40 protein-coding genes and 1 pseudogene are annotated in these 23,921 nt (G+C 62.4%); 21 read left to right on the plus strand and 20 right to left on the minus strand.

The window, feature by feature from the left end:
- Positions 1–326 precede the first annotated feature (326 nt).
- From LB572_RS04905 to LB572_RS04915, 3 genes and pseudogenes are all read left to right on the plus strand, one after another.
- A pseudogene (locus LB572_RS04905) lies at positions 327–793 on the plus strand (CHASE3 domain-containing protein); the annotation flags it as partial.
- Between the two features lie 663 nt (positions 794–1,456).
- Entirely contained in the window at positions 1,457–1,927 is a 471-nt protein-coding gene (locus LB572_RS04910; RefSeq protein ID WP_263497868.1) for a hypothetical protein, read from the plus strand.
- Positions 1,860–2,183, plus strand: a complete 324-nt coding sequence (locus LB572_RS04915) for a response regulator (RefSeq protein WP_318013995.1) — start codon at positions 1,860–1,862, stop codon at positions 2,181–2,183. The genes LB572_RS04910 and LB572_RS04915 overlap by 68 nt, the downstream gene beginning before the upstream one ends.
- A gap of 14 nt (positions 2,184–2,197) precedes the next feature.
- Here LB572_RS04915 and LB572_RS04920 read toward each other — a convergent pair whose 3' ends face one another.
- Both LB572_RS04920 and LB572_RS04925 read right to left on the minus strand, forming a co-directional pair.
- Complete coding sequence (locus LB572_RS04920) at positions 2,198–2,362, minus strand: DUF3309 family protein (protein ID WP_140807851.1); 165 nt, start codon at positions 2,360–2,362, stop codon at positions 2,198–2,200.
- Between the two features lie 91 nt (positions 2,363–2,453).
- A complete protein-coding gene (locus LB572_RS04925) occupies positions 2,454–2,591 on the minus strand; it encodes a hypothetical protein (protein WP_181179778.1) in 138 nt (45 codons plus the stop codon).
- A 142-nt stretch (positions 2,592–2,733) separates the two neighbouring features.
- Between LB572_RS04925 and LB572_RS04930 the strand changes: the two genes are divergently transcribed.
- The 4 genes from LB572_RS04930 (at position 2,734) to LB572_RS04945 (ending at position 4,906) form a co-directional block, all read left to right on the plus strand.
- Entirely contained in the window at positions 2,734–2,895 is a 162-nt protein-coding gene (locus tag LB572_RS04930) for a Thivi_2564 family membrane protein (RefSeq protein ID WP_140807850.1), read from the plus strand.
- 46 nt (positions 2,896–2,941) lie between these two features.
- Positions 2,942–3,247, plus strand: a complete 306-nt coding sequence (locus tag LB572_RS04935; protein ID WP_224666930.1) for a hypothetical protein — start codon at positions 2,942–2,944, stop codon at positions 3,245–3,247.
- 122 nt (positions 3,248–3,369) lie between these two features.
- Positions 3,370–3,810 carry a GFA family protein gene (locus LB572_RS04940; protein WP_224666931.1) on the plus strand — a complete coding sequence of 147 codons (441 nt, stop codon included), beginning with the start codon at positions 3,370–3,372 and terminating at the stop codon, positions 3,808–3,810.
- Between the two features lie 457 nt (positions 3,811–4,267).
- The gene (locus LB572_RS04945; protein ID WP_224666932.1) at positions 4,268–4,906 is read left to right on the plus strand and encodes a PAS domain-containing protein; all 639 of its coding nucleotides are present in this window, start codon (positions 4,268–4,270) and stop codon (positions 4,904–4,906) included.
- Positions 4,907–4,932: 26 nt separating this feature from the next.
- On the opposite strand, the gene LB572_RS04950 is transcribed toward LB572_RS04945, so the two are convergent.
- The gene (locus LB572_RS04950) at positions 4,933–5,199 is read right to left on the minus strand and encodes a hypothetical protein (protein ID WP_140807846.1); all 267 of its coding nucleotides are present in this window, start codon (positions 5,197–5,199) and stop codon (positions 4,933–4,935) included.
- 186 nt (positions 5,200–5,385) lie between these two features.
- Here LB572_RS04950 and LB572_RS04955 point away from each other — a divergent pair, with 186 nt between their 5' ends.
- On the plus strand, positions 5,386–5,562 hold the full coding sequence (locus LB572_RS04955) for a hypothetical protein (protein WP_167498612.1): 177 nt from the start codon (positions 5,386–5,388) through the stop codon (positions 5,560–5,562).
- A gap of 99 nt (positions 5,563–5,661) precedes the next feature.
- Here LB572_RS04955 and msrA read toward each other — a convergent pair whose 3' ends face one another.
- The 4 genes from msrA to LB572_RS04975 are packed head-to-tail and all read right to left on the minus strand — an operon-like array spanning position 5,662 to position 7,059.
- Positions 5,662–6,183: a peptide-methionine (S)-S-oxide reductase MsrA gene (gene msrA, locus LB572_RS04960; RefSeq protein WP_224666933.1), complete on the minus strand. Its 522-nt coding sequence runs from the start codon at positions 6,181–6,183 to the stop codon at positions 5,662–5,664.
- 1 nt (position 6,184) lies between these two features.
- Positions 6,185–6,355 carry a hypothetical protein gene (locus LB572_RS04965; protein WP_224666934.1) on the minus strand — a complete coding sequence of 57 codons (171 nt, stop codon included), beginning with the start codon at positions 6,353–6,355 and terminating at the stop codon, positions 6,185–6,187.
- Positions 6,348–6,704: a hypothetical protein gene (locus tag LB572_RS04970; RefSeq protein ID WP_224666935.1), complete on the minus strand. Its 357-nt coding sequence runs from the start codon at positions 6,702–6,704 to the stop codon at positions 6,348–6,350. Before LB572_RS04970 ends, LB572_RS04965 begins: the two co-directional genes overlap by 8 nt.
- Positions 6,697–7,059 (minus strand): hypothetical protein, encoded by a 363-nt coding sequence (locus LB572_RS04975; RefSeq protein ID WP_140807843.1) that lies wholly within the window; start codon positions 7,057–7,059, stop codon positions 6,697–6,699. Before LB572_RS04975 ends, LB572_RS04970 begins: the two co-directional genes overlap by 8 nt.
- 346 nt (positions 7,060–7,405) lie before the next feature.
- Here LB572_RS04975 and LB572_RS04980 point away from each other — a divergent pair, with 346 nt between their 5' ends.
- The 4 genes from LB572_RS04980 to LB572_RS04995 all read left to right on the plus strand — a co-directional run bounded on the left by LB572_RS04980 (position 7,406) and on the right by LB572_RS04995 (position 9,195).
- Entirely contained in the window at positions 7,406–7,726 is a 321-nt protein-coding gene (locus tag LB572_RS04980; protein WP_140807842.1) for a hypothetical protein, read from the plus strand.
- Between the two features lie 124 nt (positions 7,727–7,850).
- Positions 7,851–8,306, plus strand: coding sequence for a hypothetical protein (locus LB572_RS04985; protein WP_224666936.1), 456 nt, complete (start codon positions 7,851–7,853; stop codon positions 8,304–8,306).
- A gap of 257 nt (positions 8,307–8,563) precedes the next feature.
- Entirely contained in the window at positions 8,564–8,818 is a 255-nt protein-coding gene (locus tag LB572_RS04990; RefSeq protein WP_224666937.1) for a hypothetical protein, read from the plus strand.
- Between the two features lie 71 nt (positions 8,819–8,889).
- Entirely contained in the window at positions 8,890–9,195 is a 306-nt protein-coding gene (locus tag LB572_RS04995) for a hypothetical protein (RefSeq protein WP_140807839.1), read from the plus strand.
- Positions 9,196–9,289: 94 nt separating this feature from the next.
- Here LB572_RS04995 and LB572_RS05000 read toward each other — a convergent pair whose 3' ends face one another.
- Entirely contained in the window at positions 9,290–9,712 is a 423-nt protein-coding gene (locus LB572_RS05000; protein ID WP_224666938.1) for a DoxX family protein, read from the minus strand.
- Between the two features lie 156 nt (positions 9,713–9,868).
- Here LB572_RS05000 and LB572_RS05005 point away from each other — a divergent pair, with 156 nt between their 5' ends.
- Positions 9,869–10,882: an IS5 family transposase gene (locus tag LB572_RS05005; RefSeq protein ID WP_181179368.1), complete on the plus strand. Its 1,014-nt coding sequence runs from the start codon at positions 9,869–9,871 to the stop codon at positions 10,880–10,882.
- A 95-nt stretch (positions 10,883–10,977) separates the two neighbouring features.
- Here LB572_RS05005 and LB572_RS05010 read toward each other — a convergent pair whose 3' ends face one another.
- Complete coding sequence (locus LB572_RS05010) at positions 10,978–11,751, minus strand: tryptophan 2,3-dioxygenase family protein (RefSeq protein WP_224666939.1); 774 nt, start codon at positions 11,749–11,751, stop codon at positions 10,978–10,980.
- 141 nt (positions 11,752–11,892) lie between these two features.
- On the opposite strand from LB572_RS05010, the gene LB572_RS05015 reads away from it, so the two are divergent.
- Entirely contained in the window at positions 11,893–12,363 is a 471-nt protein-coding gene (locus LB572_RS05015; protein ID WP_224666940.1) for an Lrp/AsnC family transcriptional regulator, read from the plus strand.
- Positions 12,364–12,526: 163 nt separating this feature from the next.
- Here the strand turns inward: LB572_RS05015 and LB572_RS05020 are convergent, their stop codons facing one another.
- From LB572_RS05020 to LB572_RS05035, 4 genes are all read right to left on the minus strand, one after another.
- A complete protein-coding gene (locus LB572_RS05020; RefSeq protein WP_224666941.1) occupies positions 12,527–13,324 on the minus strand; it encodes a hypothetical protein in 798 nt (265 codons plus the stop codon).
- A gap of 154 nt (positions 13,325–13,478) precedes the next feature.
- Positions 13,479–14,651 (minus strand): SdrD B-like domain-containing protein, encoded by a 1,173-nt coding sequence (locus LB572_RS05025; RefSeq protein WP_224666942.1) that lies wholly within the window; start codon positions 14,649–14,651, stop codon positions 13,479–13,481.
- A complete protein-coding gene (locus LB572_RS05030; protein ID WP_224666943.1) occupies positions 14,648–15,553 on the minus strand; it encodes an HTTM domain-containing protein in 906 nt (301 codons plus the stop codon). The genes LB572_RS05025 and LB572_RS05030 overlap by 4 nt, the downstream gene beginning before the upstream one ends.
- Positions 15,537–15,977 (minus strand): hypothetical protein, encoded by a 441-nt coding sequence (locus LB572_RS05035; RefSeq protein WP_224666944.1) that lies wholly within the window; start codon positions 15,975–15,977, stop codon positions 15,537–15,539. Before LB572_RS05035 ends, LB572_RS05030 begins: the two co-directional genes overlap by 17 nt.
- A 331-nt stretch (positions 15,978–16,308) precedes the next feature.
- Here LB572_RS05035 and LB572_RS05040 point away from each other — a divergent pair, with 331 nt between their 5' ends.
- The 3 genes from LB572_RS05040 to LB572_RS05050 all read left to right on the plus strand — a co-directional run bounded on the left by LB572_RS05040 (position 16,309) and on the right by LB572_RS05050 (position 17,215).
- Positions 16,309–16,608 (plus strand): DUF982 domain-containing protein, encoded by a 300-nt coding sequence (locus LB572_RS05040; protein ID WP_224666945.1) that lies wholly within the window; start codon positions 16,309–16,311, stop codon positions 16,606–16,608.
- A gap of 22 nt (positions 16,609–16,630) precedes the next feature.
- Complete coding sequence (locus LB572_RS05045; RefSeq protein WP_224666946.1) at positions 16,631–16,915, plus strand: DUF982 domain-containing protein; 285 nt, start codon at positions 16,631–16,633, stop codon at positions 16,913–16,915.
- Between the two features lie 72 nt (positions 16,916–16,987).
- Positions 16,988–17,215, plus strand: coding sequence for a hypothetical protein (locus LB572_RS05050; RefSeq protein ID WP_224666947.1), 228 nt, complete (start codon positions 16,988–16,990; stop codon positions 17,213–17,215).
- Between the two features lie 263 nt (positions 17,216–17,478).
- On the opposite strand, the gene LB572_RS05055 is transcribed toward LB572_RS05050, so the two are convergent.
- On the minus strand, positions 17,479–17,838 hold the full coding sequence (locus tag LB572_RS05055; protein WP_140808721.1) for an SPW repeat protein: 360 nt from the start codon (positions 17,836–17,838) through the stop codon (positions 17,479–17,481).
- Between the two features lie 154 nt (positions 17,839–17,992).
- Between LB572_RS05055 and LB572_RS34340 the strand changes: the two genes are divergently transcribed.
- Entirely contained in the window at positions 17,993–18,127 is a 135-nt protein-coding gene (locus LB572_RS34340; RefSeq protein WP_263497836.1) for a hypothetical protein, read from the plus strand.
- Positions 18,128–18,242: 115 nt separating this feature from the next.
- Here LB572_RS34340 and LB572_RS05060 read toward each other — a convergent pair whose 3' ends face one another.
- Positions 18,243–19,310 carry a sensor histidine kinase gene (locus tag LB572_RS05060; protein WP_224666948.1) on the minus strand — a complete coding sequence of 356 codons (1,068 nt, stop codon included), beginning with the start codon at positions 19,308–19,310 and terminating at the stop codon, positions 18,243–18,245.
- A 57-nt stretch (positions 19,311–19,367) separates the two neighbouring features.
- Positions 19,368–19,613, minus strand: coding sequence for a hypothetical protein (locus tag LB572_RS05065; protein WP_224666949.1), 246 nt, complete (start codon positions 19,611–19,613; stop codon positions 19,368–19,370).
- A 275-nt stretch (positions 19,614–19,888) separates the two neighbouring features.
- Here LB572_RS05065 and LB572_RS05070 point away from each other — a divergent pair, with 275 nt between their 5' ends.
- Positions 19,889–20,224: a hypothetical protein gene (locus LB572_RS05070; RefSeq protein ID WP_140808715.1), complete on the plus strand. Its 336-nt coding sequence runs from the start codon at positions 19,889–19,891 to the stop codon at positions 20,222–20,224.
- Between the two features lie 36 nt (positions 20,225–20,260).
- Here the strand turns inward: LB572_RS05070 and LB572_RS05075 are convergent, their stop codons facing one another.
- Positions 20,261–20,482, minus strand: coding sequence for a hypothetical protein (locus LB572_RS05075; protein ID WP_224666950.1), 222 nt, complete (start codon positions 20,480–20,482; stop codon positions 20,261–20,263).
- Between the two features lie 107 nt (positions 20,483–20,589).
- Positions 20,590–20,799, minus strand: coding sequence for a cold-shock protein (locus LB572_RS05080; protein ID WP_140808711.1), 210 nt, complete (start codon positions 20,797–20,799; stop codon positions 20,590–20,592).
- A gap of 297 nt (positions 20,800–21,096) precedes the next feature.
- Between LB572_RS05080 and LB572_RS05085 the strand changes: the two genes are divergently transcribed.
- The gene (locus LB572_RS05085) at positions 21,097–21,264 is read left to right on the plus strand and encodes a hypothetical protein (protein WP_181179828.1); all 168 of its coding nucleotides are present in this window, start codon (positions 21,097–21,099) and stop codon (positions 21,262–21,264) included.
- An 8-nt stretch (positions 21,265–21,272) separates the two neighbouring features.
- Here the strand turns inward: LB572_RS05085 and LB572_RS05090 are convergent, their stop codons facing one another.
- A complete protein-coding gene (locus tag LB572_RS05090; protein WP_140808706.1) occupies positions 21,273–21,686 on the minus strand; it encodes an HD domain-containing protein in 414 nt (137 codons plus the stop codon).
- Positions 21,687–22,134: 448 nt separating this feature from the next.
- On the opposite strand from LB572_RS05090, the gene LB572_RS05095 reads away from it, so the two are divergent.
- Positions 22,135–22,338 (plus strand): CsbD family protein, encoded by a 204-nt coding sequence (locus tag LB572_RS05095; protein WP_112564507.1) that lies wholly within the window; start codon positions 22,135–22,137, stop codon positions 22,336–22,338.
- Between the two features lie 62 nt (positions 22,339–22,400).
- On the opposite strand, the gene LB572_RS05100 is transcribed toward LB572_RS05095, so the two are convergent.
- A complete protein-coding gene (locus LB572_RS05100; protein WP_224666951.1) occupies positions 22,401–23,651 on the minus strand; it encodes a trimethylamine methyltransferase family protein in 1,251 nt (416 codons plus the stop codon).
- Between the last annotated feature and the right edge of the window lie 270 nt (positions 23,652–23,921).

A 23,921-nucleotide genomic window follows, 5' to 3' on the forward strand; every position in this document is an offset into this window, starting at 1 on the left:
GCGCCAGAGCTAGAGCAATTCCAGGAAAGGTGTGAGCGGTTTTTCGTCCGGAATTGCGTAAAAAACAAAGAGATAGGGCGTTTAGCCGTTTTCCGTGAACGGCGAAACGCCCTAGCGAGACCCGTGGAGTGCCGGTCGGCCGCCAAACGCCGTCACAACGGAATCTTCCTTTCCCCATAGGCCGAGCCCGCTGTCATTAAAGTTTGACGCAGCCAGACCTGGCTAACTTGCTGCATTCATTGCCCGATGGACTCGACTATTGCCTTGCGCTTTGCCGCCGCCTACCACTTACTAAACTCCACGGTTTCCTCAGGCCCGACAAAGCAATGATCGTCCGACTGCGACGCGCCCTGCGATGGCAAGCGCTTCCGCTCCTTGCTGGCTTTGCCATTGTCGCGCTGATCATCGGCGCGCGCGCAATCCTCGCCGAAACGCAGATTGCCGACCGCAATGCCAGCCGCGAAGCAATCGAAGGCCAGCAATTGCTTGCGAGCCTGCTTTCGCTCGCCCAGGACGCCGAGACCGGCCAGCGCGGCTATCTGCTGACGGGCGAAAAGAGTACCTGCTGCCATACCAGCAAGCGGTCGATGGGCTGCCGGCGCTGCTCAAGCGCATCGACGAGATGTTTCCGGCCGGCAGCGACAGGGCGCAGCAGGTCGTCGGCATCAAGGACGCGCTTACCCGCAAGCAGGCCGAGCTCAAGGAGACGATCGGGCTCTACGACACGGGCAACACGGCGAAGGCTCTGGACATCGTGCGCGGCGGCCGGGGCAAGCTGGATATGGACCAGATCCGAGCCAATATCGACGCGATCCGGCGCATCGATGGCGCGAGCCTCGCTTCCCGCGCGGAGCGCATGGAGCAGATCGAAGGCTGGTTGCGCGCCGGCTCGTTCGCCGCGCTGCTGGGCATCTTCCTGCTCGGCATCTACACGATCCGCCAATCCAGCCGCAGCTTCCAGGAGGTGGCTACGGCGCAGAACGCTTTGAGCGCCAAGAACGCGGCGCTGCTCAACGATATCGAGACGCGTGAAAAGGCGGAGTCGCAACTTCGCCAGGTGCAGAAGATAGAGGCGGTTGGCCAGCTCACGGGCGGCATCGCCCATGATTTCAACAATATGCTGGCCGTCATCACGAGCGCCATGAACCTCGCGCAGCGCAAGCTCGCCCGCGGCGAGCATGACGTGCAGAGCTTCGTCGAGGCGGCAGCCGATGCCGCGGCCCGCGCCGCCAACCTCACGGCCAGGCTGCTTGCCTTTTCCAGGCAGCAGCCACTGGCGCCGCAGATCGTCGACGCCAATCGCCTTGTCACCGGCATGTCGGACCTTCTGCGCCGCACGCTGGCCCACGCGGTCGAGATCGAAACGGTGCTGGCGGGCGGTCTCTGGAAAACGCATGCCGACCCGAGCCAGGTCGAGAATGCCATCATCAACCTGGCCGTCAACGCGCGCGATGCCATGGACGAAAAGGGCAAGCTCACCATCGAGACGGCCAACAGCTATCTCGACGAGGCCTATGCGGCGGCGCATCCGGAGGTGAAGGCCGGCCAGTATGCCATGATCGCGGTGACCGATACCGGCGCGGGCATGTCGCCCGACATCATGGCCCAGGCTTTCGAGCCATTCTTCACCACCAAGCCTGCGGCCAAAGGCACGGCTCGGGCTCAGCCAGGTGTTCGGCTTCGCCAAGCAATCCGGCGGTCACGTCAAAATCTATTCGGAGCCCCGCGAAGGCACGACGATCAAGATCTATCTTCCCCGTTTTCCCGGTTCGGAAGAAGCGGCGCTGCCGATAAAGGCGGGCGGCAGGAGCGATGTCCCGGCAACCAAAACCGTCCTGCTCGTGGAGGACGACGCCCGCGTGCGTGCTTCGACGGCCGCCACGCTGCTGGAACTCGGCTACACGGTCATCGAGGCCGCCAGCGGTGAAGAGGCGCTGCGCAAGCTCGGCGAGAATGCAGCCATCGCGCTGATGCTAACGGATATCGTCATGCCGGGCATGAATGGCCGCGAATTGGCCGAACAGGCACGTAAGCATTCCCGCTCGCTGAAAGTGGTGTTCATGACTGGCTTCACCCGCAACGCGGTCGTGCACAATGGCGTGCTCGACCACGATGTGCATTTCATCGCCAAGCCGTTCACACTGGAACAACTGACGGCGAAGCTCAGGGAAGCGCTGGCTTGATTGCTTGGGGGTTATCAGAGCCGTCCGAGCACAACCAGAATGACGACGATGACAAGAACCAGCCCCAGGCCGCCGCCACCATAGTAACCGGTGCCGTAGAACGGCCCGCCGCCCAAGCCGCTGAAGCCGCCAAGCAGGGCAAGAATGAGAATGATGATGAGAATTGTGCCGAGGCCCATGGTTTCTTCCTCTCTCTGACAGTGCGATCCCGCGCTTGTTATGATAAGATTAACTCGCAAGCCGCACGCATGTTCCGCTCATATGCGGCCTCTATTCACCGCTGACCGAGTGGGATGAAATGATCGTCTGCCCAGGCTTGGCCTCAAGCTTGATGGGGACCAGAAACATCAGCGCAATGGCAATTGCGATCGAGGCGATGATGGTAGCGGTGCTGAATATGTCCTTCATGTTCCACCTGAATATTCGAAGATGCTGAAGAACGATCGGCCTCGTCTCCTGTTCCTCTTCATCCCGATGGAACCTTTTTCACGCACGCGACGTTTGAGGCAGCCCGCTTAGGGCGAGCGCCGGGAACAAAACGGAGGCAGGCATGGGCGTACTTATCGGCATTCTGATCACCTTCCTGGTGGTGATCCTGGTGCTCTATCTCGTGCAGCGCCTGCCGCTCGATGCCCGCGCGCGCCAGATCGCGCAGATCATCGTCATCATCATCGGGATCATTTCGCTGCTCAAATATCTTGCGGTGTTCTAGCCGCGACCCATATTCGACACCCGGAAACGTCAAAGCCTGGTGTCCCATGAGAACCCCGTCGATTGCATTTGCCGCAGGCAAAATATTGTGGGCCGCCACGCTGTTGTGCAGCGTGAGCGCCGCCTACGCCCGACCAGACGCGCGCGCGATGACTTGTGCGCAGACGCAGGCGTTGATCAAAACCGGCCATGCCGCGGTCTTGACCACAGGTCCGGACACTTATGATCGCTTCGTGCGGCAATTCGGCAATGAGTGCGACTGGCCGGAAGTGCCTATCTCGACGACGATTCGGACCAAGGACGGCGAATGCCTGGTCTACCGGTGCGAGGAGCCGATCAACCTTCCGGATTGATCACGCTTCCAGCGACGCGGCGCGGAACCATTGGAACCTCATGCGGGTTGTAGCAGCCAGCAGCGGGAACGTGCCGGGCACGAGGGAACCTGGCTTCGCGCATGACCGCAGGAGGAAGGGCAATGCCTGAAATCGCGCGCAGCGGCAGTTGTCTGTGTGGCGGCGTGCAGTTCCGTGTCACGGGCGAGCCGCTCCGGGCCGGCCTCTGTCACTGCAAGGACTGCCGCAAGACAAGCGGATCGGCCTTCCATGCCTATGCCGTATGGCCGTTGCGAGCGTTCGAAACCACCGGCATCACCAGCGACTATGGCACTCGAAGCTTTTGCCCCACCTGCGGTAGCCGCGTCCCGTTCGTCGGCGATGACGAGGCCGAGGTCACGATCGGCAGCCTGGATGTTTCGCCAACCGAAGGACTGGTACCGAGCTACGAACTCTGGGTCGGACGCCGCGAGCCCTGGTTGCAGCCCCTGCCCGCGGCGCGTCAGTTCGAGCATGATCGGGTCGTCGATGATTCGGCCGCAGGCGATGAACCCGGCGCGGAACCACAGCAAAGGTCGGCCTAGGTCGGGCTCATGGTGGACTTTGGTCGGAACGACAACGACCTTCAGTCCATCGGGACTCCCGGCGCGTCCGGGAAAGCGCTCGACCGTCAATTGATATGCTCGGACTTTTCTCGAAGTTTTGCCCTTTTTCAACCAGCGGTCGGTTTGCCGGCCAACCAGCTACCGCTAGCATTTGCAGTGCGGCTGAACATGAGGTCGTGGTCCCTGACGGTTCCAGGCACCGCACGCAAAGAGTTTCATTCGCTTACAAAATATAAGAATTTTCAACCATGCTTCTTACGGCAATACAACCTCTGGGGTTGTTTTGCCTGCTTGGCCGCTGCGCTTATCATGTGAAATACCAAGTTGCAGTTGCAACACCAAAGTGAAAATTCTTTCGGCTCAAGAAATTTTCTTCTCGCGCTCTTTCTGGTCATATCAAATATGACGCTCCGAATTTTCAGCCGCAGCGGACCTTATGACTTTCGGCCTTGTACAAAAGGCCATCTTTGTTTCTTCTCTTTTTTGCGACATGGTACTGCCGAATCTTGAAACCGGACGGGGCGGCTTCATGACGGCGGCGCCTGAACACGGCCGAAACATGCATATGCGGTATCCGCCGATCGACGGGTTCTGGACCTGGGACATCAAGCGCGACCGTGTCTATGGCGACGCCAATCTTTCAGACTATTTCGGCTTGACGCTCGACGAATTCTCGCACGGCGCACCGCTGGAACGGTGGATGCAAAGCATCGATCGTGAAGACCGCCCAAGGGTTCGATTGGCTATTCGCAAGGCTATCGAGCGCAGGTCCGGCTTCAGGGAAGTGTACCGGGTCCGTTCGGAAAAGATGGGGCTGCGCAAGATCCTGGCCGTCGGCCAATGCTATGTCGACGGGGTGGGCGAAGCGGCGCTCTATCCTGGCTGGTTCGTCGATCTGACGAAGGATGCCGCGTGCGAGGAACAGGCGCTGCGCGAGATCCACAACCATGTCGGGCAGGCCAAAGACATAGCGCGATCGATCGGAAACGACATGTTGTCCTACCTTCTGGACAATATCGAGGAAGAGGTCGAGCAACGGCTTGGCGCAAGGCTGGGGAGGCGAAGATCGTCCTGAAGCTGCTTTCGCCGGTCGTCTGCGGGTCAGTTTCCGGGCCGCAGCTTGCCGCGCCTGCCGACTTCAGCCGCGACCATGCGCGCGAAATGCGACTGTGGCGATCGGCGCTCGATGAGCTTGGCCCGTTCCAGGGCCGCATCGCCGTAAAATTCAATCAGCACACCAGCGGCCTTGGCGGCGTCGGCCTTCAACCGGCTGAAATCCGTCTGCCCGCTCTCGCTCGAGGGCTCGCTCCTGGCAATCACGTCAAGCATGGCTTGCAACTTATCTGGAGTGCCCTCGTCTTCGTGCATGGTTGCTATCCGATTGGGCGCGTAAAATATCGACATTTCCGTGCAATGTCCAACAGGTTCGTTGATCGGGCGTCGGTGCAACTGAGTACAGCTTCGCCGCGAGCAAGGCGACAATCCTCATACAAGCATAGTGAGCCAAACTTACCGCACAGACATTTGGGGGCACCCATGGACCAGCCTAGCAAAATGGAAAACCTGCAGTTCGCGCAGGGGATCTTGCGAGAACTTCGCCAGAAGGCCGAGGCCGATGGCGAGAAGCTTCTGACCTACTTGATCGACATGGCTTATCTCGAAGCCAGCGACCGCATCCGCGCCCACTGGATCGGCAGCCACGAACATGAAGGCCGGCGAGCCAAAGGCTGAGCCTGCCCGTCCGGACCGGAACGCAAAAAAGCCCGCCGTGCCTTGCGGCATGGCGGGCGGATCAAAGCGCGTAAGGCTGTGTCGACAGCCGGTCTATGACTACGACGCGGCCGCCTGTTGGCGGACCGGAAGCTTCCAGCCCGGCCGCGCGAAATGGCAGGTGTAGCCGTTGGGATAGCGCTCGAGATAGTCCTGATGCTCGGGCTCCGCTTCCCAGAAGGGCCCGACCGGAGCAAGCTCGGTGACGACCTTGCCAGGCCACAGGCCGGACGCGTCGACGTCGGCTATAGTGTCCTCGGCGATCCGCTTCTGTTCATCGCTGGCGTAGAAAATCGCCGAGCGGTAGCTCGCGCCGATATCGTTGCCCTGGCGATTCCTTGTCGTCGGATCGTGGATCTGGAAGAAGAATTCGAGCAGCGTGCGGAAACTGGTCCTGGCCGGATCGAAGACGATCTCGATCGCTTCGGCATGGGTGCCGTGATTGCGGTAGGTGGCGTTCGGAACATCGCCGCCACTGTAGCCTACTCGCGTTGAGATCACGCCGGGCAGGCGCCGGATCAGATCCTGCATGCCCCAGAAGCAGCCGCCGGCAAGCACTGCGCGTTCGGTGGAAAAAGCCATGTCACACCTCCTTTGGATTGCTCCATAGATAGGCGTTGTGGCCGGGTTCTTCCAGCGGCTCGAGCGGGCTGATCGCTGACATCAGCACCGAAGTATCCGGTGTGGACGATGTACCCGTCAATGTTTCGAAGCTACATGCTTGCGCGGCTTCGATGCCGCCACGATCACGCATCCGGCGTTTGCTTGAATCTCCGCACTACCACCTCGAAGACGATGTCCGAAAACTGCTCGAGACTGTTTTGATGGGCATCTACACCGTCCGAGGAATCCTTGGCCGAAAAATCCTTGGGCAGCAGCGTCAGCACGACCTTGAGATACTGGTCGGGCTTTTCGGCCCTGACCGCGGCGATGACACCGGCGCCATGGGCGCGGAAGTCGGCGCGAACGGCTGCCGCGAAGTCGTCGACTAACGTCTTTCGCGGGCGCTTCGGGCGGGTGCGCGGAGCGGTCCCGGCTTGAGTGGCCGTCGGCTTTCGGCTTACCCGCTTCGCGCCGGCGCGGCGCCTGTTTTCGTCAACCATGGGCCGCCGTGTCCGATGGCGCGGCTTTCGCCGCCTTGGCCTTGCGGACCTTGCGCGCCGGTTTCTTTCGCGGCTTGGCGCGTGTCGGCTTGGCGGGCTCGCCGTCGGCCGCCGGCGCGGCCATTACCTTCAACGTCGCGATGGCGGCGCGGGCTGCCCATGGACCAACGCCCTGGGGCGGAAAGCCGAAACCGGCGACGGCATCGACCGTGCCGCCACGGATCATGCCGATGCGCACGCCGGGCACGACCTGCTCGACATTGTGGCGCGGAAGGTCCGTGCCCTCAAATTCCGCGATGGCGCTGACGATCTCGGCGCCGTCATCGGCGGTGACGATGGTGGCGTAGCGTGGCATCTGGGCCTCGGTGTTGCAGGGGGGCTGTCCCGCCAGCGCTTAAAAAGAAATGGATGGACCAAAAAACAAAACCCGCCTGGCGGCGGGTCGTTGGCGCAAATCAGCACCATGGACAAAATAGTAGCATAGCTGCCCTCACCCTGCAATAGCTTCTAGGTACATTTTCCTACGTTTCCGGAAACCGGCCCTCCTCCAACCATCATCGGCGAACACCCGCCCTACAGCCACAGATTGAACCGTCAGCCGAAAGCCCGGTGAAATTTGTCGGAACCAACCTTGGTCCGAGGGGTTCCACCCTTGGTCGCAACGCGACAGACAACCGTCTCGCAACAGAGAGGAGAAGACCATGCTTACGAGGATTCTTGCAGCTTCCGCCCTGACCATCGGCCTCGCCACGGCAGCGATGGCCCAGACCGCCGGCACCGCCGGAGATAATGGCGGCGGCAGCGGTCAGACCATCACCGTCGACCCGAAGACGCCGGGCAGCCCGCCGCCCGACCAGGCCGCGCCCGATACCGGCACGACCGGCAGCGTCACCGGTGGTGACATGAATTCGAACGCCGACAAGAACTGCCCGACCAGCCCGCAGGGCGCGGTGGGCGATGCGAACAACTCGACCGCCGGCACGATGGCGCCGAACGTCAACGACAAGAATTGCGGCAAGTAACGGGCGCCGGGCTTGAAGCAAGGGCCGCGGAGCACGCTCCGCGGCCCTGCTTTCTGGCCGGGTAGGCAGCTTGCGGGAACCATGCCGCGGCTTGGCCGTTCCAGGAGGCAAAAAGGAGAAACCGATGGCAGACAACGACACAAGCACCGCCAATTCGGCCAACGGCAACACGAAAACCACCGCCGCGCGGAATAGTGCTGCGTCGCGCAGCAGCGCACGCGCATCGAGGGCATCGGAAGACGCGATGAAGAAACAGATCGCCGAGCTGAAACGCGAGGTGAGCCGGCTGAACCGCGCGCTTTCCGAACAGGCCGAGGAAGCCGCCGAGACCGCGCAGGGCTGGTACCGAAGCGCGGCCGACCGGGCGACGACCCTTTACAGCGGCGCCTCCGATCGTGCGTCGCGCGCGGCGAGCCAATTGCGCACCCAGGCGCACAGCGTTTCGGAAACGGTGCAGCAGAACCCCGGCACCTTCTCCACCGCAATGCTGATCGGTGGCCTAGTCGGGTTGCTGGCCGGCATGGCGATCAGCCGAAACACCGATCCGGAGCCGGACTGGCTGCGTCGCTGGCATCGATAGGATTTCCCGCCTTGGCCGCATACGGCCAGGATGGTCGGAGGTCGTGAGCGAAGGCTGCCTTTGCAACGGCCGCGCCGAAGGAGGGCCAGGCCGTCGCGCCCGGCCCTTTTTTCTCCGTGTCTCAGGCTTTTTCTTTTCAAGGTTGTGTCGTCCCTGCCCTGTCGCTGTGGCCGGTTGTCCCCCCGGGCTGGTCATTAGCCGGTGCTTATGGGATCATTCCTCAGGGAATCGCGGAGAGCGGCATGGACAGACCTGCCATGGCATCCGTTTTTCGGATGCGGCATGTGCCTGCAAGCATTTCGGGCGTTCGCAGCCTTGGCCGGGGCCAGGCCGATCCGATCTTCCATTCGAGACCGCTCGGCGAGGCAATCCGCTTTATTGCCCAGGCCGAGGGCCAATACGACCTCAGCGCTGTCGCCGTCTTCTACGGCGACCGCCAGACGCCGCCGCTCGGCAACCGCGAGATCAGGCAGCTCTGGAACGAATATGGCGAGCGGTGGATGGAGGCTTAGCCAGCGCAGCCTCCCCCGGATCGGAAACGCCGCTCATGCGTTCTTGAGGCGAGGTCAATGGGAGGAACGCCATGAACGTCGCCAATCTCCAGCTCGAAGGCCTGCTGATGGCCGTCGCCGCGATCAACCATGTGCTTGTCAAGAAAGGCGTGCTGAGCGTCGAGGAAATCGACGTCGCGCTGCGCAAGGCCGAGGCCGGCGAGACCGGCGAGGAGCGCTCGGAGGCGATCTCGGCCTCGAACCGCGACGCCATCAATTTCCCGATCCGGCTGCTCGAGCTCGCCAACCAGTGCCAGCCCGAGGCCGACATGCCGTCCTTCTCGAAGCTGGCGCGCATGGTCGGGCAGATGAAGGAGCCGTATAACGACCAGATGTGAGGGCCTGAGGAGGCGCCTTGCCTGGAGATGCAGGCGCCGCCCCTCATCCGCCCTTCGGACACCTTCTCCCCGTGACTGGGAGAGAAGGAAAGGGTCATGCCCTACCCGGCCAGCCCTGCTTGAGCGCAAGCACGCTGCCCGGGCCATGCATGGCGGCGTAGAGCAGCCCGGCGGCGAACGGGAAATGCGACATGAAGGCACCGAACTCCGCCTGGTCCGCGGCCCAGTGCGACGGACCGTGAAAGGCAAAGCCGAGAAAGGTGACGTAGACCGCGCCGATCAGCGCCAGCGGCGTCAGATAAGCGCCGGTGAGGAAGGATATCACCAGCAGCGTTTCAAGGATCGCCGCGCACCAGGCCAGGAACAACGGGAACGGGAAGCCGGCGGCGGCGATGTAGCCGGCGGTAGCGCCCATATCCATCAACTTGAAGGCGACGCCCATGGCGAACATGGCGGCGAAGATCAGGCGGGCGATGAGAATGGCGGCGGTCTGCCAGGTCGATTGAACGTTTTCCACGAATATCCCTCCGGATGGTTGAAGCGGTTGATGCCCCAAGGACGGACGAAGGGAGAGGATTCCGACAGGGGGGTGGGAAAAATTATGCGAAGCGGGGCGCCGCGGCTCTCCTTCTCCCCTTGTGAGGCCTTTGCACAGAATCGGATTGATGATTCCATGCGGATATCCGAAAGGGGATTCGCGATGGTTGATCGATTGCTTGGGCAGTTGAGTCTTGCGGACGGTCTTGCGGCGTCGGATGAGACGATCTTCGATCTGGTATCGAAGGAACTGGATTGGGAGGCGGTCCGAACCTTGCTTGGTCAGCGCAGCGGCCCCGGTTCGGGTAATACCAGCTATCCGGCGGAAGCGCTGCTGCGCTGTCTCTTGCTGGGCATGTGGCATGGGCTGAGCGATCCGGCGCTCGAGGCGCAAATTCGGGACCGGCTGTCGTTCCGCCGCTTTGCCGGCTTCAGCCTTTCGGATCGCACGCCCGATCATTCGACGCTGTGGCGTTTCCGCGAGGAGCTGACGCGGGATCGACTGATCGACAAGGTCTTTGAGGAGATCAACCGTCAGTTGGAAGAGAAGGGCCTAATCGTCAAGCGCGGTACCTTGGTCGACGCTACATTCCTGCAGGCTCGAGGCCGGCCACCCAAGCAGCCGAAGAAGGGCCACCAAGGTCCGATCAAGCCATCGTCCGACAAGGATGCGCGCTGGGGCAAGAAGGGCAAGAAGAGCACCTTCGGCTACAAGATGCACATTGGCGTCGACCAGGCGCACACCATCATCCGGCGCGTCGAGGCGAGCGATGCCTCGGTTACCGATACCGAGCCGGCCGACAAGTTAATCTGCGGCGATGAGAAGGCTGCCTATGGCGATCAGGCCTACTACACCCATGCCAGGCATGACCGCCTCGCCGAAGCCAATATCAAGGACCGGCTGATGCGACGAGCCAACAGGCATCATCCGCAACTGCCGGCCCGCCAGAAGCTCCGCAACCGGCTGATCGCCAAAGTGCGGGCTGCGGTCGAGCGGCCTTTCGCGGTATTCAAGGAGCGCTACGGCATGCGGCGCATGCGCTTCTTCAACTTGGCCACCAACCGTACGCAGTGCATCCTGGCTGCCTGTGCCTATAACCTAAGGACCATGATTGGCGTCATTCATCGGCCTGCTGAGAGACGGGCATAAGGAGGAGTCCGCCTCTGATCGAGCCGGTGAGCGCTAAACCGTCAAAAAACAGACAAAAAGCCACCGAAAAAAGCTCCGACGGCCCTTTAAAGCCTTCACCAACCCAATGCTAACCGCTGCGCTCCCTGATGCGGCGGGTGGCTGATCGATTCCCGCACGGTGCCGTACTCCGCGCCCCAGCGGTCGGTCATGTCGCAGCGTATGTCCCATAGCTCGGGGAAGAAGCGGTGGCGGGCGCCACCTTCGAGGATCTCTACCGGCCTGCCTTTCAGCGACTTGGCGCCCAGCCCGATCGAGCGGTGGATCAGATAGAGGTGGTTGGCGCGGAATTTCTGGAACAGCTCGTCGAACTCGATCAGCGCCTCGGCCACGACGTAAGCGGCGCCGTGGTCGTAGTGCTCGTCGTAGATATCCTCCACGGTCAGCCCGCGGCCATCGAGATAGGCATGCTTGAAGGCCCGCCAAAGATCAGGCGGCAGGCGCAGCAGAAGCTTGAAGCCCGGCGATTCCTGGCCGCTGCCATTGCCGAGCCGCAGGCGGATCTGCTGGTACTCCTTGGGCGACATCGTCTCCAGGAGATCGAGCTGCGCCGTCATCATGCGCATCAGCCGGTGCACGCGGCCCATCAGCGTGACGATGCGGTGCGTGTCCTGCCTTTCCAGATAGTCGAGCACGTCGACCAGCGTGTAGGCGATAAGCTTCATCCATAGCTCCTCGACCTGATGCACGATCTGGAACTGCAGCTCGTCGGCATTGACCATCTCGGCAAGCGGTTTCTGGCAGGCGAGCAATTGATCGCATTTCAGATAGACGCCGTAGTCGCGCATCTCGGGCGCCTCGATGCGGGCGTGATACTCCGTCTTGTCCATGGCTCATCCTCCTCGCGGGCAGGTTTTCGACCTGGCGACAAGGATAGCGCTTTCGGCTTGAACATTGTTCCTTTCCGTTATCCAATGTGCCAAAATTGGAGGACGATATATCGTCATTCAAGATATTTTGGAGAACGATTCATGCTGGATATGCTCGACCGCAAGATCGTGGCGGCCCTGGAGCGCGACGCGCGCATCTCCTTCGGCGAACTGGCCGAAGAGGTCGGCCTGAGCAAGACGCCGTGCTGGAAGCGGGTCAAGGCGCTGGAGGATCAAGGCATAATCCGCGGCTATTCCACCCGTGTCGACCCCGCGTCGATCGGCTTCGGCATCGAGGCCTTCATCCAGGTGTCGATCGACTTCGAGGTGTCGGACGCCTTCGAGGCGGCGGTGAGGAAGCATCCGCTGATCCGCCGCTGCTACGCCACGACCGGCGAGGCCGACTATCTCCTGCAGATCGTCACCGTCGACATGAGGGCGCTGGACAGGATGCTGCGCGAGGAGCTCAGCCGACTGCCGGGCGTTCGCCGCACCGTCACCTCGATGGCCATGCGCGAGATCAAGGGCGACATCTCGTTCGCCGACGCGGCGGCACATGCGTCGCGTGGGTAGGTGCAAGTGATTTGAGACCCCGGCGCGCCCTCCCCGAACCGAGCCCTGCACGCCGATCGTACAGGCACCGCGTCGAACCCTGACTTTTTCTGGCATGGTCGAAGAACAAGCGTCGAACCGGTCTATAAGTCGGGCCGGGGGTATGCGGGTGGCTGATATCATCTCAATCAGAATCGGTGCGGAGCCTGTCGGGTCGGCAGGGCGTTCGCGGTTTTTCGCATCGACGGCGAATGCCGACATTGCGCGCCGTACCTTCCCACAATTCAGGAGCATTTCCGCGGCGGCGCTGCTCGCGTCGACCATGCTGCTGGCGACGGCCATGGCAGCCCATGCGGCGTCGGTCCCGCCGGAGCCGCGAGACGGATTCCACCGGTCGATGGACGCGAAAGCACTCATTCAGGACGCCAACCGCGCTCTTCTGGCGGAGGCCACAGGTGGTAATGGCGGTAACGGTGGCAATGGCGGGGACGGTGGAAACGGCGGCAATGGTGGAAACGGCGGCAACGGCGGCAATGGTGGAAACGGCGGCAACGGCGGCAATGGTGGAAACGGCGGCAACGGCGGCAATGGTGGAAACGGCGGGGACGGTGGCGGCGCCGGGAATGGCGGCGACGGTGGGACCGGCGGCAATGGCGGCTCCACTGGAAATGGCGGCAACGGCGGCAGCGGCGGCAACGGTGGAAGTGGCGGTAACGGTGGGGATGGTGGCGGCGCCGGAAATGGCGGCGACGGTGGAACTGGCGGTAATGGCGGTTCCGCCGGGAATGGAGGCAACGGTGGAACCGGCGGCAATGGCGGCTCCACTGGAAATGGCGGCAACGGTGGAACTGGCGGCAACGGTGGAACTGGCGGCAATGGCGGCTCTACCGGAAATGGCGGCAGCGCCGGCAACGGCAGTTCTGGCGGCAATGGCAGCTCGGGCGGTGGCGGCGCCGGCCATCACAATGCCAGTTCCGGCCATTCTGGCAGCGTTGGCTCCTGCGGTGGCTCCTGGCGGTCGGCTTGCTGAAGCCACTTGACCTGCAAGCGCGTCGCGCCGAATCGGACCGAGTTGACCCGCATTAGATCCTTGCTTTGGCGCGGACGGAAAACCGCACACTTCTCCTGGAATTGCTCTACGGGCCGGTGCGGTAGGCGAAATCGTCCATCGCGGCCTGCCAGGAATGTTGCGTCCGGATCTCGAGCCGCGTGATGCGCCTATAGTCGGCCGCGAAGTAGACCGGGCCGGTCGCGGACAGCACAAGCCGATCCTCATAGGCAGGCTGGTCGCCCCGCCAGGCCTTGAGAACAAGCGTCTCGCCCTCGGCGTCGTTCCAGCCGACACCGAAATAGGCGCCCGTGAAATCGAACGGCTTGTCACTGAACACCTGCCCGGGGTGGCCGGAGCTGTTATAGGCGATGAACTCGCCCGACATGGTCGTGTTGATGTAGCCCGGGCCGTCGGTGAAACGCTGGTGCATGGCAACGAGATTGTACCAGTTGAGCCCGCCATAGCCGGACGGAATTTCGAACACGCCCGACGTCGTCAAAAGGTCGTCGAAGCTGACAATATGCTGTTCGGGCAGCGGCTCCTCGGCGGGGTCGCCCTTGCCCGAAAACGCGGAGAGCACGACCGGCGCCTCGCCGACCACGATCTTGCGCCGCTCGGTCGCCCCGTCGGCCGAAACCTCGACCAGCCACTCGCCTGACGTCATGGGCGCGCTGAAGCGCCCATCCGGGTCGACCGTGGCCGCGGCGGTGGCGCCGTTCGGGCCCGTAAGGGAAATCCGTGCCCCGGCGGCTGCCGCGCCGCTGATCGTCAGGTCTGCCGCAAGCCCGACCGGATGCGTCGTGCGCGTCGCGATCATGTCGCCCGGCGTGCCGGGTGAAGCCACATAATCGCTATCCTGCGATGCGTTCGCGGTGGTGACGGAAAAGCCTGGCGGCGGCACGACCCGGAACGAATAATGCCCGGGATCGACGACCTCGAGATTGCGCTGGAGAACCGACATCCGGAAATTGGCAAAGCCGCTGACATTGGTCCATCGCATGATGGTGTCGCCATTGGGCTTGCCGAGCTCGACGGCCACATGCGGCATCGGCCGGTCGCCGAGATCGTAGATCCCGTTCCTGTTGCGGTCGCGGAACACCAGGATCGACGTGTTCATCTGGCCGCCGCTGAAGGCGTCCCATGCGCGCCTGGGATAGTAGTCCTGCGCGCTGCCGGCATGCGCCGCGCCGCAGGCCATGGCCAAACCGATGGCCGCCGCGATGACAGCGTCGCCCGAAAACAACAAACCTGGCCTCACGAAATTTCCTCTCTGGCAATCCCTGCCGATCCGATCCCCTGGAGCCGCGCGATGACCCTGTCGACCGCATCGGCATCGAAATAGGCGAGATAAAGCAACGCCATGGTGGCGCTGAACGTATAGACCGGCAGCGTCAGATAGATGATGGCGTGGAAGGCCAAGCCCGGCAGGACCAGATAGCGCCTCGTCGCGCGAAACGGCAGGCCGAAGGCAAGGCCATATTCGAGCCCGACCACGCCGAAGGATACGATCGTGGCGGGCAAGGCAAGGCCGGCCGGATAATCCGAACCATCGTAGAACCAGAGGAAGATCTGCTCGATCCGCGCACCGCTCAGAAAGGCATGGCTCGACTTGTCGAAGGCGGCAAAGAAATAGAGCACCGAGAGCTGCACCACGATCAGCCGCAACCCCCACAGATTGCCGCGCTCGGCCGGCGGCGGAACGCCCATGCGCTCGGCATGCGCCACCGCCAGGTAGCGGTCCAGCGAATAGGAGCGGCCGCATGGGGTAAGCGCGATCAGAAATGCCGCGACGGCAAGCAGATAGGCATGGTGGTGGGTCCAGGGCTCGCGGCCTAGCTGGAAGCCGAAGTAATAATACATGGCCAACCCGACCGCGCCCGTCCAGACGGCGGCGGCGCGGCTGTGATAGCCGACGAAGAGCAGCATTGTGGCGACGAAGAAGTTGGCCGCCAGAAACAGCCCGGCCGGCGATTGATCCCTGTAAAGCAGCAACTCGCCCGCCCAGCGCGACCAGAACAGCATGGCCAGGCCGATGCGGATCAATGCCGACGAGCGCGACGATCCCTCCGTATCGACCGCCCAGTCGACGAAGCGCGCCGCCATGGCATGTGTTGGACGCACGGCCAGCCAGTCGGCCGCGGCGTCAGTCCGCGCAGGCATTTTGGGCATCGGTATGGATGGTCTGCCAGCCGCTGCGCGTGCCCTGCCGGGCGCGGACACGGATGTCGGCGCCCTGCCCGGCGGCTATACAGAGCCGCTTGATGACTGAAGCCAGTTCCTCAGAACTCTCGATCCGCTTCAGCCTGCCGTTGCGAGGAGCGCCGAGCATCTCGAACCGGTCGAGCGGGACAAGCGGGCCGTCCGGCCGGCGGATCTCGAAGGAAGCGTCGATGACGCCCAGCCCGATCGCGCTGAACATGGTCCAGGAGCGCAGCCACGGCGTCTGCACCCCGAAGATTTGCTCCGCGGCCGGACCAGCGACCATGAACGCGGCGATCGCCGTGAAGGCGACCAACCGCAAGCGCCCCGCCGACAGCCGTCCAGCAGGCTCCGCGCCTGTTCCGATTGAGATGATGTCCGCCACCCGCGCACCCCCGTCGCGACTATAGACCGGATCAAAGGCGTTCTTCGACCATCCCAGAAAAAGTCAGGCCTGGGTGCCCGCCGGTTACGGTGGATGCCGACACTCTGAGGCTGGTGACGCTATGTGCCACCCAAACGGCAAACGCCGCTGGTCGACGAGGCGACCTAGCGGATTGCCGACAGGTCTGGTTCTAGCGAGACCATGGAAAGACGCTTTCGCGAACACTCTTGACGACAAAAATCCTCAAACCCATATCGCCGTTAGGCTAGGGACAGCGCTGTAGGTCCCGGCTCTCCTGATACTCAATTGTTCGTTCGATTTGGAGGATCTTATGAACGACCGGATGTTCGACAGCCCTGTTTTCGTTAAGAGCGGAAGCAGCTTCATCCAAGAAATCGCATGCATCGAAGACGCCCTGGAATTTCTCTACGAATGGCCGAAGAATAGGCGCGGCCCGATTTACGACACGGCGCTGCGAGCCTGTCAAAGGGCATTCGACAGCGACTACCCACGAAGCGCCGCGAGAGACGCCTTCTGCGGTTTCGCAAAATCAGCAAAGATTCTCGAAGAGCTGAGCGCACCGCCGCCATGGATGACCAGCGTCGGCGGCCGTGGCGGGCTAGCCGTCTGAAATCTGGTGATGGAGGTTCGACATGCTTTCAAAGCCATTCGAAAATCCGATCAGCGTTTGGGTCGGCATGGGATTTCCCCGTCAGCTCAACACCGTGGTTGACGCATACCAGTTTGCCACCGATTGGTGCGGCAACAGCCCCGAACAGAAAGCCGCTATCCGCGCGTGCAGAGCGGCGCTGGTCGGCGATATCGACGCGGAGACGGCCAGGGGAATCTTCGCTGCCTTTGCCAGGAAGAAGGACATCCTTATCGAGGATGGAAATATGCCGCCGCCTTATTGGAAGGCGCGCCCGTCGCACGTCTAAAATTGGGTGAGGCGGCGACCAACGCCGCCTTTATCCTGCCTAAGCTATTTCCGTCAAAGTCGAGCAATTTCCATGGCAAATGAACTCGCGATTAAATCTCCGTCCCTTGAGGTAAACGCTGCTCGCTACGACAGCGACTGCCAAGACGCGTTGGCTGCTGCAACGGACAATCTGCTGGATCAAGCCGAGGCCGCCGGATGGGACAGGAGACGTGCTGCTTCCGCGTTGATGTATCTTGCCGCGAAAAGACTAAATGGCGCGGCGGTTAATTCGACGAAAAGCTTTCGTCCGCTGGACTGAGGTCCTCTGCGCGCCGCCTCCTTCTCGGCGTCGGCCTTGCGCTTCGGGCATTCCTCGAAATCATGGTCGCGGCCGCCGCAATAGGAGCAGCATTTGGCGGGGGTGTCGGGATTGAACATCGAGGCCATTCCCAAGAATGCACGAAAAGGTTTCCGGTTGCAGCAATTGCGTGAGGACGCCGCAATGACCGTCCAGCCCGATGCTCCGATACCGCAACATCAGGAGCTCGCCGCTTGCGCGGCGGGCTCCCGCTCGATCACCGCTCACGCATGCGCGTGGGGATGACGGAAGTCCCAGACGGCCCAGGCCGATGCCGCGACCACCAGCACGCCGAGCACGACATGCGTAGCCATGACATGCGTGTCAGCCGCAAAGCCCAGCAGCCAGGGTGACACGATCAGCCAGAGCCCGAGGACCAGACTTACCCACTCTTCCCACTCGGCGAACACCGAAAGCATGGCCAAGGCCAGAGCGCCGAGGAGAACGCCGACAATCCAGGCGTTCCACGCAGGCGCCATCGCCGCGGTGAATCCGATGACCCAAGGTGAGATGAACAGGCAAATCGCGAGGACCAGGGTGACCCAGTCCAGGCTCTTTCTTGCTTCCATCAGTTTGCTTGCCATGACAACCTCCATTGATGAAGCTTGACCAAAGCAACTGCATCCGCGTGGACATCGCACGCTCACCGTTGATGTAATTACGCTTTTACGGCGCCGCAAGGAGGCGCAGGGCGGCAGTTTGCTTGCATCCTGCCCGGCGCCTCCTTACCTGCGCTCGATGGCGAGACTCACCGCGCTCGGCATGATTGTGCTCGCCATCGTCAGGTTCGTGGTCGAGCTTTGGGGCTATTGGAAAATGGCATCGTCCGCGCGCAGCCCGGCGCAGTCACGCGCCAATGCCGATGCACGATGAGGTCGACGGCGTGCCACCCAAGTCGCGCCGGGCGAAACCGGCACGCACCGGACGCATGGTCCTGGCTGGCAGCCGACGCGGGGTTCGGTAGCCTCGCAGATCCGAGGCAAGTCCCTCAAACGCTGAAGTCGGTGTCGGTGCCGAGCTGCGGCACCACGATCGCCTCAAGCGGCGCGTCGAGCGCCCATTTGACGCTGCCGGGCGAGCGTTCGAGGGTGGAGGAACCGCTCAGCGACTGCGGCGCCACCCGCTGCAGCACCACCGTGCCGAAACCCTTGCGCTCGCCGGCATCCTTGCGCTCACCTGTCTTCTGCGCGGCGCCGGCGGCCGTCGACCCGGAAGTCTCGTGCCACAGAAGATGGAAGCGCCGCTGCGCTTCCGGGCCGGTCTCGACCTTCCAGGTGATTTCGATACGACCGCCCTCCGAGGCCAACGCACCATATTTGGACGAGTTGGTGCCGAGCTCATGGAAGGCCATGCCGAGATTTTGCACCGCATTCGACTGCAGCGTAAGCAGCGGCCCGGAAAGCGAGATGCGTTCCTCGTGGCCGAACGGCTTCAAATGCTCCTGGATCAGGTCGAAAAGGCTGGCGCCGGCCCATTCCGAGGTGACAAGCAAATCGTGCGAGCGCGACAGCGCCATGATGCGGGCGCGGATCATCTGCTCGAACTCGCCCGGATCGGTCGAGCGCTTGCTGGTCTCTCTGACCATCGACAGGATCACCGCGAACTGGTTCTTCACCCGGTGGTTGACCTCGCGCATCAAAAGCCGGATGCGGCGCTCGCTTTCCTTCGCGGCGCTGATGTCGCGGGCGATTTTGGAGGCGCCGACGATCTCGCCGGCGCTGTTCTTGATCGGCGATATGGTCAGTGAAACGGCGATCAGCGATCCGTCCTTGCGCCTCCTTGTGGTCTCGAAGCTGGGGATTCGATCACCGGCGCGAATGCGGGCGATGATCTCGACTTCCTCGCCCTGCATATGCTCAGGGATCAGCATCAGGATCGACTGGCCGATGGCCTCCTCGGCACTGTAGCCGAACATCCGCTCGGCAGCGTGATTCCAGTCGGTGATGATGCTGTTCAGGTTCTTGCCGATGATGGCGTCATAGGAGGAATCGACGATCGCCGCGAGACGCGCGTCGGCATTCAGATCCTGTCGGAAAGTCCCCCCCGATTTGTTCATGGACGGTAACTAGAGCCGGCTGGGATCAAGGCAATTTGTCGAGGGCGGGATCGCATCTCACAGCTTCGAGCTGGTGGGGCTGTCGTCTGGATTTCTGTCCGGCGCTATCACGCCGAAATCCTGCGATTTCGCGCCAGTCTCGGCCTGCAGGAAACCTTCCGCCGCGAGCCCGCGACGCAACAGTTCTCGCACTGCCGCCGAACGGCTCGGCATGCGCTTCTCGAAGCGCCAGTTCTCCAAGGCCGCCAATTCCTCTTCCGTCAGCATGATCTGCAGCCTTTGCGGCCGTTCGAGCTCCGCCATCTCTTGCCACCCTCAAGACAACCGGTGAGGCAAATGAGTAATTGTCTCACTGTGAGTAGAAGTAGGGTTCGCGCCATAAAACGTCAAGAACGGTCAAGAGGTGAATAGTGAGGCACGCTAACGATCCCCATCATGCCGAGAAGCAGCATTTGTTGCCTTATTGTAACTTATTGATTTATTTATGTTTTTTAACATTTGTGAATTGCTATTGTCCGGCTGGAGGCGCATGGTTCTGATCAGAGGGACAAACCATCCACGAAAAGGAGGGTTTTCCAATGTTACGACGATTTTCCAGCCGGCTGCGCGATGACGCACACTACAAGGTCCAGCACGCTTTGCGGACCAACGGCATCGTCAACATCATCGGATTGTCGGAAGAAATCAGGCTGAAGAACGTGGCGGAGAATATCGCCCGCGAGGACATTGAAGGCCTGGTGATGGAGATCGCGCAGCTCTACGGAGCCCCGATCGAGTTCGACGAGCGCGCTCTGGCGGCGCTGGACTTGCCAGAGGTGCTGTGGCCCGACAATCGCAACGACCTCGAAAAGATGCTGGATGGGCGCACGTCCGGTGGCGATATCACCGTCGACGTGCTGCATTTGAAACTGTAATGCCGCGCCCCTCCGGAAACGACGTCGCGGTGCCGCTCACCCCTTCTTTGGACGCTTGGCGGCGGCTTTCTTCGGCGGTGCCACCGGCGCTTCGGCTTCCTGCGCCAGTCTGGCGGCGCGCAGCCTCTCGGTCTTGACGGCCCTCGCCGCCGCTTCCAGGTCGAGGATTTGCCGAGCGACGCGGGAGGTCGTGTCGGTCTTGGCTTCCGTGCGGGATGGGACCTGCTTGAACAGGCCGCTGTCAGATAGGGACTTCATTGTCTTCTCCTCAATCAAAAAAGGCCGGGCATAGCCCGACCCTCTCCAACGCGCCTCTGCGGCCTATGCCAGTACATCCGTGGTCAAAGGACCGCGAGGCGCTGCAATCAGGCGGCTTGCAGATTCTCAGCCGAACTTTTGCCGCTGCGAGCATCCTTCACGATGTCGAAGCTGACCTTCTGGCCTTCGACGAGAGAGCGCATTCCTGCACGCTCCACGGCCGAGATATGAACGAACACGTCCGGCTGGCCACCGCCCTGCTCGATAAAGCCGAAACCCTTGGTGGAATTGAAAAACTTCACCGTTCCTGTAGTCATTGCGACCTCCTTACAAATCGACGCAAAATTATGCGCGCCCGGCAACCGCCCAGCGACGCAATCTTCGAAATTGAGAGGGAAGATCGTAAGAGCGCAGTTCTGCGCGAAAACAACGTTCTTTCAGCAAGATCGATTTGCCATATATAATGCTTAGTTTCGCCATCGGCAAGGCCTCGTGGGATAACACTTCCAAAACGCTGCTTTAGAAACGAAGCCGTCCCCGGCTGGAACGGCCGATCCGCCAAAGCGTTGGTTTCCTGGATACGATGACGCGTTGGTTTCGTGATTGGGGCAGCAATGGCCGATAAGGATGACAATCCAACCCTGGACGATGTGGTGAAACGCCTGGTGCAGGAAACGGGCGTCAGCGAGGCGCAGGCGCTTGAACTCGTCTACCTCATCGGCCTGGACTGGGGTTCGCTCGTCCGTGAAGCCAAGTTGATCGCTCCCCCACCCCGAGATTAAGTCCAAGCTCAGTCCCTGGAATCCAGCCGGTCGAGTATGGCAAGGCCGGCTTCGTATTTCCCAGGCGCCACTCCCGCCTGGTGCGCCTGCCAGAGATTGTCGCGGAGATCGGCTAGCTTCACCGGCAACGCAAGCTCGCTCGAAACGGCGCGGCAGAGGAAGCCCTCCTCGCCTTCGTCCATGCGCCTCGTCAGCGCGTCGACCGCCGCCACCACCGGCAGGCCGAAGCCGGCATCATGCAGCCGGTCCAGGCTCCAGCCCTCGCCTTTCTCGACGACGTCATGCAGGTAGGCGACCGTCTTTTCATCCAGCGTCTCGACCGCATCGGCGACACGCCTCAGATGCTCGATATAGGGTCTGCCGGTTTTGTCCTTCTGGCCGCGATGGGCCTGCTCTGCGATCTTCGCTGCCTGATGGAGCATGGTCCTTCCGATCTCGTCAAATGGAGCCCGCCCCGGCGAGGGACGGCCGAGGCGGGCTTGCTCGGGCCTGAGCCCGGTCCGATGACGCGCTTTTCGCGGGGGAGCGGGGCTGCGCGCCATCTGCATTCAAGAACATCGGCACCGGGCGAATGTTCCACCGCTCCCGAATTTTTGAGGGCGCGCCATGGCCATCGGCGCCATCCGTTCCAAGCAAGCGCAGGCACCTAAAAAGAAGCCCGGCCAGGAACCGGGCAAGAGAGGTCTTGGGAACATGCCGACCGGAGGTTTCTGGTTCAGCGCTTGCTAATTTGCCGGTTCATCATGACGTTTAGATGAAGCCTCACCAAGTCATGGACCTGGCGACCGATATCGCCGGAGAAATGCATTCCGGCAGGAACCTCGCGACCGCGCTGCCGTTAGCCCTCAGTGTCCAACAGGAGGTCCGGCAATGGATTGGAACCGCGTCGAAGGCAATTGGAAGCAGGTGAAGGGCAAGGTCAAGGAACAGTGGGGCAAGCTCACCGACGACGACCTCGACCGCATCGCGGGAAAGCGCGACCAGCTCGAAGGCAAGATCCAGGAACGCTACGGCATCGAGAAGGACCGCGTGCGCCGCGACGTCGACGACTGGTACAGCATGCAAGGCTGGTAGCAGCCGGCTCCCCCGAAACAAGGGCGTTGCCTCGCGGCGGCGCCCTTTTTTGCGTGAGCCGTTCAAGATTGCGCGATGCGGCCGCGTATCTCCATCTCGATCTCCCGGTCCAGCGGCATCGGCGACTCGGCAGGCTTGCCATGGCCGAGTTCCGCCAGCGCTGCGGCATCGCGGTGGAATTTTTCCAGCGACACCGTGCGGCCCTGCTCCAGCCAGCCGGCGGCATGGAGGATGAAATGCGCGCCCGAGGCCAGCGCCGCCGAAAGCACCCTGCCGCCTTCGGCGCCGGATTGCGCATCGTCGATCTTGGCCGAGGTGACGGCGCCGTCGCCCCGCACCGGCACGCCGAGCCGCCTGCCAAGTTCCGCCGCGTAGAACTGTACAAGCTGCGAGGCCGGGTCGCCGAAGTTGGGCAGCATCCGGCGCATGTCGAACGGATAGGCGAGGATGCCCATCACCACCGGCGCGCCCGGGCGCCACAGCTGCGCCAGCGCAAGGCCGGCCAGCACCTCGGCATAGCCCTGGATCAGCGCGCCGGCGACGGTTACGGGGGCCGTCGCGCCCATCATCATGTAGGACGACACCATGCTCGCCTCGCCCTTCAGCGCGATCGCCCGCAGGCACTTCAACGGGTTCGGCCAATAGGTGAGCGGCGGCGTCGCGTTGATCAGGTGGACAAGGTTGCATTCGCCGGGCGCCGCCGGCCGCCCGGCCGCCGCGGCGGTCATGTCGATCACCGCCTCGGCGGCCGCCGGCGAGGCGATGCTGCCCATGAACGGCTTGTCGGAATGGCTAAGATGCGCAAGCAGCATCTCCAGCGGCCGCCGGTTCTCCGCGACGTCCTCCATGACGCAAATCATCTGCCCGGTGTTGGTGAGCCCCGGCGCGGCATGCGCAGCGGCGACGAGCTCGCCATAGATCCGCCGGCTGCCGGCCACCCTCGCCGCATTGTCGAGCACGACATTGGGCGCGCCGTAGATCGGCGCGAAGACCGGCGCCGCGCCTTCGCCGACCATCGTGTCCCGTGTCGGGTTCCTGCCGCGCAGCAGGAACTTTGCCGGCGCATGCCGCCGTATGATGCGGCGCAGCTCGGCCCCATCCAGGCGCACGACATCGCCGGTCGCCACGCCACCGGCCTGTTTCAGAACGTCGATGGTCTGCGGATCGTCGAGGAAGCGGATGCCGGTTTCCTCGAGCACCCGGTCGGCCGCCTTCTCGATCGCCTCCAACCCGGTCTCGTCGCGCTCTGGACGATAGGATGCGGCAACGAAATCCGCCGCCGCGCGATGTTCAGGAGCCAATGAAGCCGACATGCTGTCCCTCGGCCGGGCGCCACAGTTCGACAGCACCGGCGCGCAGGAGTATCCGGATTCGGTCTGCCTTTGCGACGCTCCTGGCGCGCCACCTTGCGTCGCTTCCAGAAAGGCATGACATCGGGAAACGGGAGGCGTTGGGCGATCCGGCGGCGCCAACCATGCGCCGATGCCTGGCCGAAACACGTTCCCCGGCATTTCGCGGGGGAAAAAGCACCAAGTTATCAAATGTTAGCGCGGACTGTCTAACAACCCCATACCTCGTCAATC

Source organism: Mesorhizobium sp. BH1-1-5 (assembly GCF_020165615.1).
GTDB lineage: Bacteria > Pseudomonadota > Alphaproteobacteria > Rhizobiales > Rhizobiaceae > Mesorhizobium.